Raw genomic sequence first — 6,000 nt, forward strand, 5'->3', positions numbered from 1 at the left:
CAGAGGCGCAGAGAGCGCAGAGGTGTTACGCTCGGCGCGGAGCGTCCCTTCAGAACCGCTGCCGCTCGACATGTGCTGGCCGCTCATGCGGCCGGATTGCCGCAGGCGGCTCTGCGTCCTCTGCGCCTCTGCGCGAAACCCCTTCGCGTCTACGCGGCTTAGCGTGAACAACAGGATGCTCACGCCGCCCATCCGTTCTTTTCCATCCAGGCGCCGCAGGCGCCCTTGGCGAGGTCGCGGACGCGGCCGATGTACGCCTGGCGTTCCGCCACCGAGATGACGCCGCGGGCTTGCAGGAGGTTGAAGGTGTGGCTGGCCTTGATCGCCTGTTCGTAGGCGGGGATCGGCAGGCCGGCGGCGAGGCTGTTCTCGCATTCCGCCGCGGCCTTTTTGAAGGCGTCGAAGAGGGTGGCGGTGTCGGCGACCTCGAAGTTCCACGTCGACATCTGCCGCTCGTTTTCGAGGAAGACGTCACCATAGCTGACGCCGTGATCGTTGAAGCGGAGGTCGTAGACGTTGTCGACGTCCTGGATGTACATCGCGAGGCGTTCGAGGCCGTAGGTCAGCTCGCCCGCGACGGGCTTCATGTCGAAGCCGCCCATCTGCTGGAAATAGGTGAACTGCGTCACCTCCATGCCGTCGCACCACACTTCCCAGCCGAGGCCCCAGGCGCCGAGTGTCGGGCTTTCCCAATCGTCCTCGACGAAGCGGATATCGTGTTTGGTCATGTCGACGCCGATCGCGGCGAGCGACCCCAGATACAGGTCCTGCAGGTCGGGCGGCGACGGCTTCAGGATGACCTGATACTGGTAGTAATGCTGCAGGCGATTGGGGTTTTCGCCATAGCGGCCGTCGGTCGGCCGGCGGCAGGGCTGGACGAAGGCGGCGTTCCACGTCTCCGGCCCCAGCGCGCGCAGCGTCGTGGCGGGATGGAAGGTGCCGGCGCCCATTTCCATGTCGTACGGCTGGAGGATCACGCAACCCTTGTCGCTCCAGTAATCGTGGAGCGTCAGGATCATCTTCTGGAAGGAAAGCGGTGTGGCAGCCATGACGCGCCCGGCTTTGGCCGATGGCGCCGCGTCTAGCAAGTGGTGCGGCGCGGCATTAGGTGAAGGTCTGGCCCCACCACCCGGATACGTCCCCGCATGATACGAACCCTTGCCGCCGCCGTGTCCGCGGTCGCTTTGTGCCTGTCGCTGCCGGCCTGTGCGCAGCAACCCGCCCAGGCGCCTGCGCGCGCCGCGAACGATGCCGATCCGGCGCTGTGGGTGGTGAAGGGCAAGCAGACGACCGTCTATCTGTTCGGAACGATCCATGTGTTGAAGCCGGGCCTCACCTGGTTCGACGAGGCGGTCAAAAGCGCATTCGACAAGGCGGACGAGGTGAAGCTGGAGATCGTGATGCCCGATCCCGCCACGATGCAGGGGCTGGTGCAGGCGACCGGCGTCGCGCCCGCCGGCACGCCGCCGCTGACGCAGCGCCTGCCCGAGGGCAAGCGCGCGGCCTTTACCAAGGCGGTGACCGATCTCGGGCTGCCGGCCAATGCGCTCGACCGGTTCAAGCCGTGGCTCGCGGCGACGCAGCTGTCGGTCGCGCCGCTGTCGAAGCTGGGGTACGACAGCGCCAACGGGCCGGAAGAGGTGATCACCGAAGCGGCGAAACAGGCGCACAAGCCGCTGTCGGGGCTGGAGACGCCGCAGCAGCAATTGGGCTTCTTCGGCAGCCTGTCGGATAAGGCGCAGCTCCAGTTCCTGGAAAGCACGGTCGACGAATTGCCGACGCTGGACAAGCAGATGGCATCGATGGTCGACGAATGGGCGCGCGGCGACCCCGAGGCGCTAGCGCGCGAGATGAACGACGAGCTGAAGAGCTCGCCCGAGGTCGCCAAGGTCCTGCTGGTGGATCGCAACCGCAATTGGGCGCAGTGGATCAAGCAGCGGATGACCAAGCCGGGGACCGTCTTCATCGCGGTGGGTGCGGGGCATCTGGCGGGGCCGGATTCGGTGCAGGCACAGCTTGCCAAGCTGGGGCTGAAGGCGGAGCGGGTGAGATATTAAATCCTCCCCGCTTGCGGGGAGGGGGACCAGCGCAGCTGGTGGAGGGGGACCTTCCACAAGCGACACCGTTTGAGGAGAGCCCCCTCCACCGCGCCTGCGGCGCGGTCCCCCTCCCCGTGCCGGGGAGGAATAGTTGCTTTTTCCCGCCCTTCCCGCTATGCGCGCCCGCTTCCGGCCTTGGTCATCCCTGGAGGCGAGGCTGCGGAAAGACACTTTAGCACGTTTCGGAAGGTATTCTGCATGAGCGACACCATTACGCTCGCAGCCGAGACGCGCGACCGGGTTGGCAAGGGAGCCTCCCGGGCGCTGCGTCGTGACGGCCGCGTCCCCGCCGTGATCTACGGCCAGAACAAGGAGCCGGCCTCGGTTCATCTCGAGGAGAAGGCGCTGGTCAAGGCGCTGATGACGGGTCATTTCATGAACTCGGTCATCATGGTCGGCGGTCAGCGCACGCTGGCGAAGGACGTGGCGTTCCACCCGGTCACCGACCGTCCGGTCCATGTCGACTTCCTGCGCATCGGTGAGCATACCACGGTCACCGTCGCGGTGCCGGTCGTGTTCGCGGACGAGGACGAGTGCCGCGGCCTGAAGCAGGGCGGCGTGCTCAACATCACCCGCCACGAGGTCGAGCTGGTCGTCGACGCCGCCGACATCCCCAGCGAGATCACGATTTCGCTGAAGGGCCGCGAGATCGGCGATTCGATCCACATCAGCGACGTCAAGCTGCCCAAGGGCGCGACGCCGGCGATCGAGGACCGCGACTTCGCGATCGCGACGATCGTGCCGCCGACCGTCCCGACCGCCGAGGACGAGGCGCTCGAGGCCGAGGTCGCCGAGACCCAGGCTGCCGAAGCCGCCGCCGAGTCGGATGCCGAGAGCGACGAGGATTCGGCCGAGGGCTGATCCGGATCGATCCGGTTTGCGAAAGGGGCAGGGTGGCGAGCAGCTCCCCTGCCCTTTTTGTTATCACCGTCATTCCCGCGAAGGCGGGAATCCATAATCTCTGACGTCTGCGCTCCTGCCGTGAGGTCAGCCAGTCTGGATTCCCGCCTTCGCGGGAATGACGAATACCGGTAGGAGGGCGCGCCTTCCGCCAACGTTGAGGAAAGACACCGCGCCATGCAGATCTGGGCAGGCCTGGGCAATCCGGGGCCGCAATATGCGATGCACCGGCACAATGTCGGGTTCATGGCGCTCGACCTGATCGCCGACATGCACGGCTTCGGGCCGGTGAAAAAGCAGTTCCAAGGCTGGACGCAGGAAGGGCGGATCGGCAGCCACAAGGTGCTGCTGCTGAAGCCGGCGACCTTCATGAACGAGAGCGGCCGTGCGATCGGCGAGGCGCTGCGCTTCTACAAATTGGGGCCGGACGCGCTGACCGTGTTCCACGACGAGCTCGACCTCGCGCCGTTCAAGGTGAAGGTAAAGCGCGGCGGCGGCACCGCGGGGCATAACGGGCTGCGCTCGACCGACCAGCATCTTGGGCCGGAGTTCCGCCGGGTGCGGATCGGCATCGGCCATCCGGGGCACAAGGATCGCGTCACCGGATATGTGCTGGGGAATTACGCCAAGGCGGAGATGGACCCGCTGTCCGACATGCTGGGCGCGATCGGGGCGGAGGCGCTGTGGCTGGCCGATGGCGACGACGTGCGGTTCATGAACGATATCGCGATGAGGTTGGCACAATGACGGTCCGTACGCTGTTCGCGACGCGCTTCTACGAAGGCGAGCTGGGCGATGCCGGGCTGATCGAGGAACTGGAGGAGGCGTGCCTCGATCTGGCGCGCGAGGATCGCGCCGGCGTCGCCTGGTCGAAGGCGCATGGCTATCGCGGCTATACCTCCTATGCGTCGCTGAACGACCTGCCCGCGCGCGACCCGCGCTTTGCCGACCTGGTCAAGCTGCTGAACAAGCATGTCGCGCGCTTTGCGGAGGCGTGCGCGTTCGACCTGGGCGGGCGCAAGCTGAAGCTCGACAGCCTGTGGGTCAACGTCCTGAAGCCCGGCGGCACGCATTCGGGACATATCCACCCGCACAGTGCGGTAAGCGGCACGATCTATATCGCCACCCCGGCGGGCGCCGGTGCGCTGAAGCTGGAAGACCCGCGGCTGCCGATGATGATGGCAGCCCCGACGCGCCGCGCCGATGCGGGCGAGGATCACGCGACGTTCGTCTATGCCGAGCCGAAGCCGGGCAGCGTCTTCCTGTGGGAAAGCTGGCTGCGGCACGAGGTGGTGCCCAATGCCGCCAAGGGCGAGCGGATCAGCATCAGCTTCAACTATCGGTAACGCCGGCCATCGCTTTGCCGTAATCGACGGTCAGCTTTCCCTGAAATCGGGAGAGCGGACCCCATGCGGCTGGCGATGATGATGGCGATGCAGGCGGTCGCAGGGCCGCCGCTGCCGGCGGACATGCGGCCGGTGAAGCCCGCCCCTGCCCCGGATGCGCCCAAGGCCATGTGCGGCGAGCCCAACGCCGACGGCTCGATCGTGATCTGCGGACGGCCGGTCGATGCCAACCGGCTGCGCCCCATCGACGAGACGCACTACGCCGAAAAGCCGATCCGCGCGCGGACGACGATCGGCAAGGTCGGGGTATCGGGCGAGGCGGAACAGGGCAGCCTGCCCAACGGCATGAGCAGCCCGCGCGCGATGGTGAAGTTCAAGGTGCCGTTTTGATCGTGCTTGCTGGGTAGCCCGCACCCTGTTCGTCACCCCGGCTCAAGGCCGGGGTGACGGGCTGGGAGGGGTATAGCGCGACAAGCCGTCGTTCACCTGTCGATGCTATCTTGCGCCTCATGTCCATCACCAAACGCCAGATCGGCCTGGCCGCCGTCATCCTGCTCGCACCCGGCGGGTTCATCCTGGGGGCGGCGTTGCTGGCCAACCGCTATCGCAAACCTGCGGCCGAGGCGAAGACGGAAACCCCGCCGAAATCCTGAATGGTTTCCTGAACGGAACGTTGTGCCCAGTTCATGCAACCGTCATTATAGCCCGACGTTATCGAAACCACAGTCAAACGATGACGGGAGATTCAGATGCGTAAGTTGATGCTGGCGATGGGGTGTGCCGCGATGGTCGTACCGGCGACGATGGTCGTGCCGGTCTCGCAGGCGGGCGCACAGCGCTACAAGTATCGCGAATGGCGCGACAACCGCGGTCGCCTGCGCTGCCGCAAGCCCGATGGCACGACGGGTGCCGTCGTCGGCGCGGTCGGTGGCGCGCTGCTGGGCCGCACGATCGACACCCGCGGCGACCGGACACTGGGCACGCTGGGCGGCGCCGTCGCCGGCGGCCTGCTGGGCCGCGAGATCGAGCGCAGCGGTGGCAACCGTCGCTGCCGCTAAGCTTCGGATAAATTAGACCGGAACGGGCGCTGTGGGGCAACCTGCGGCGCCCGTTCTGCGTATGGCCTCGTGAAACACGAGGAGACGTATATGACGACCCGCAGCGCATCGGCCCGGTACGAGGGCCTAGGCAAGGACGGCAAGGGCCATATCTCGACCCAGTCGGGCCTGCTGACCGACGCCCAATATGGCTTCAACACGCGGTTCGAGGACGGCCCCGGCACCAATCCCGAAGAGCTGATCGCCGCGGCCCACGCCGGCTGCTTCACGATGGCGCTCGCGTTCGCGCTGGCCGGCGCCGGCAAGACGCAGGGCAATCTGGAGACCAAGGCGAAGGTGACGCTGGAAAAGGATGGCGACGGATTCACCATCACGCGGTCCGACCTGACGCTGACGGGCCATGTCGACGGCATGGAGCGCGACGAATTCGAGCGGATCGCCAATGAGGCGAAGGCGGGCTGCCCGGTGTCAAAGGTGCTCGAGACTGTTGAAAAACGCGTGCTTGCGACGACGAGGAAGGCGTGATTCACTCCTGCCAGGCGGCGGGAGTATGGACATGATGGGTCGGCAGGTGGCGCAAGGCGCGCTGTTCTACGG

General features: G+C 66.3%; 9 protein-coding genes. 8 read left to right on the forward strand and 1 reads right to left on the reverse strand.

Features of this window, described 5'->3' with window-relative positions; genetic code table 11:
* Nucleotides 1–179: 179 nt before the first annotated feature.
* On the reverse strand, nt 180–1,049 hold the full coding sequence (locus tag ACP7A3_RS19810; protein WP_017978314.1) for a glycine--tRNA ligase subunit alpha: 870 nt from the start codon (nt 1,047–1,049) through the stop codon (nt 180–182).
* A gap of 96 nt (nt 1,050–1,145) precedes the next feature.
* On the opposite strand from ACP7A3_RS19810, the gene ACP7A3_RS19815 reads away from it, so the two are divergent.
* The 8 genes from ACP7A3_RS19815 to ACP7A3_RS19850 all read left to right on the forward strand — a co-directional run bounded on the left by ACP7A3_RS19815 (nt 1,146) and on the right by ACP7A3_RS19850 (nt 5,928).
* On the forward strand, nt 1,146–2,057 hold the full coding sequence (locus ACP7A3_RS19815; RefSeq protein ID WP_426256943.1) for a TraB/GumN family protein: 912 nt from the start codon (nt 1,146–1,148) through the stop codon (nt 2,055–2,057).
* Nucleotides 2,058–2,297: 240 nt separating this feature from the next.
* The gene (locus ACP7A3_RS19820) at nt 2,298–2,960 is read left to right on the forward strand and encodes a 50S ribosomal protein L25/general stress protein Ctc (protein WP_017978312.1); all 663 of its coding nucleotides are present in this window, start codon (nt 2,298–2,300) and stop codon (nt 2,958–2,960) included.
* 216 nt (nt 2,961–3,176) lie between these two features.
* The gene (gene pth, locus ACP7A3_RS19825; protein ID WP_426256942.1) at nt 3,177–3,746 is read left to right on the forward strand and encodes an aminoacyl-tRNA hydrolase; all 570 of its coding nucleotides are present in this window, start codon (nt 3,177–3,179) and stop codon (nt 3,744–3,746) included.
* Nucleotides 3,743–4,345: a TIGR02466 family protein gene (locus ACP7A3_RS19830; protein ID WP_017978310.1), complete on the forward strand. Its 603-nt coding sequence runs from the start codon at nt 3,743–3,745 to the stop codon at nt 4,343–4,345. The genes pth and ACP7A3_RS19830 overlap by 4 nt, the downstream gene beginning before the upstream one ends.
* A 63-nt stretch (nt 4,346–4,408) precedes the next feature.
* Nucleotides 4,409–4,735 (forward strand): 5'-nucleotidase, encoded by a 327-nt coding sequence (locus ACP7A3_RS19835; protein ID WP_426256941.1) that lies wholly within the window; start codon nt 4,409–4,411, stop codon nt 4,733–4,735.
* Nucleotides 4,736–4,845: 110 nt separating this feature from the next.
* Nucleotides 4,846–4,998 carry a hypothetical protein gene (locus ACP7A3_RS19840; RefSeq protein ID WP_426256974.1) on the forward strand — a complete coding sequence of 51 codons (153 nt, stop codon included), beginning with the start codon at nt 4,846–4,848 and terminating at the stop codon, nt 4,996–4,998.
* 96 nt (nt 4,999–5,094) lie between these two features.
* Nucleotides 5,095–5,403 (forward strand): glycine zipper 2TM domain-containing protein, encoded by a 309-nt coding sequence (locus ACP7A3_RS19845; RefSeq protein WP_018251088.1) that lies wholly within the window; start codon nt 5,095–5,097, stop codon nt 5,401–5,403.
* Nucleotides 5,404–5,493: 90 nt separating this feature from the next.
* Nucleotides 5,494–5,928 (forward strand): OsmC family protein, encoded by a 435-nt coding sequence (locus ACP7A3_RS19850; protein ID WP_426256940.1) that lies wholly within the window; start codon nt 5,494–5,496, stop codon nt 5,926–5,928.
* Nucleotides 5,929–6,000 lie beyond the last annotated feature (72 nt).

It is taken from the genome of Sphingomonas sp. DC5200-1 (assembly GCF_049897245.1).
Taxonomy (GTDB): Bacteria; Pseudomonadota; Alphaproteobacteria; order Sphingomonadales; family Sphingomonadaceae; genus Sphingomonas; species Sphingomonas aquatilis.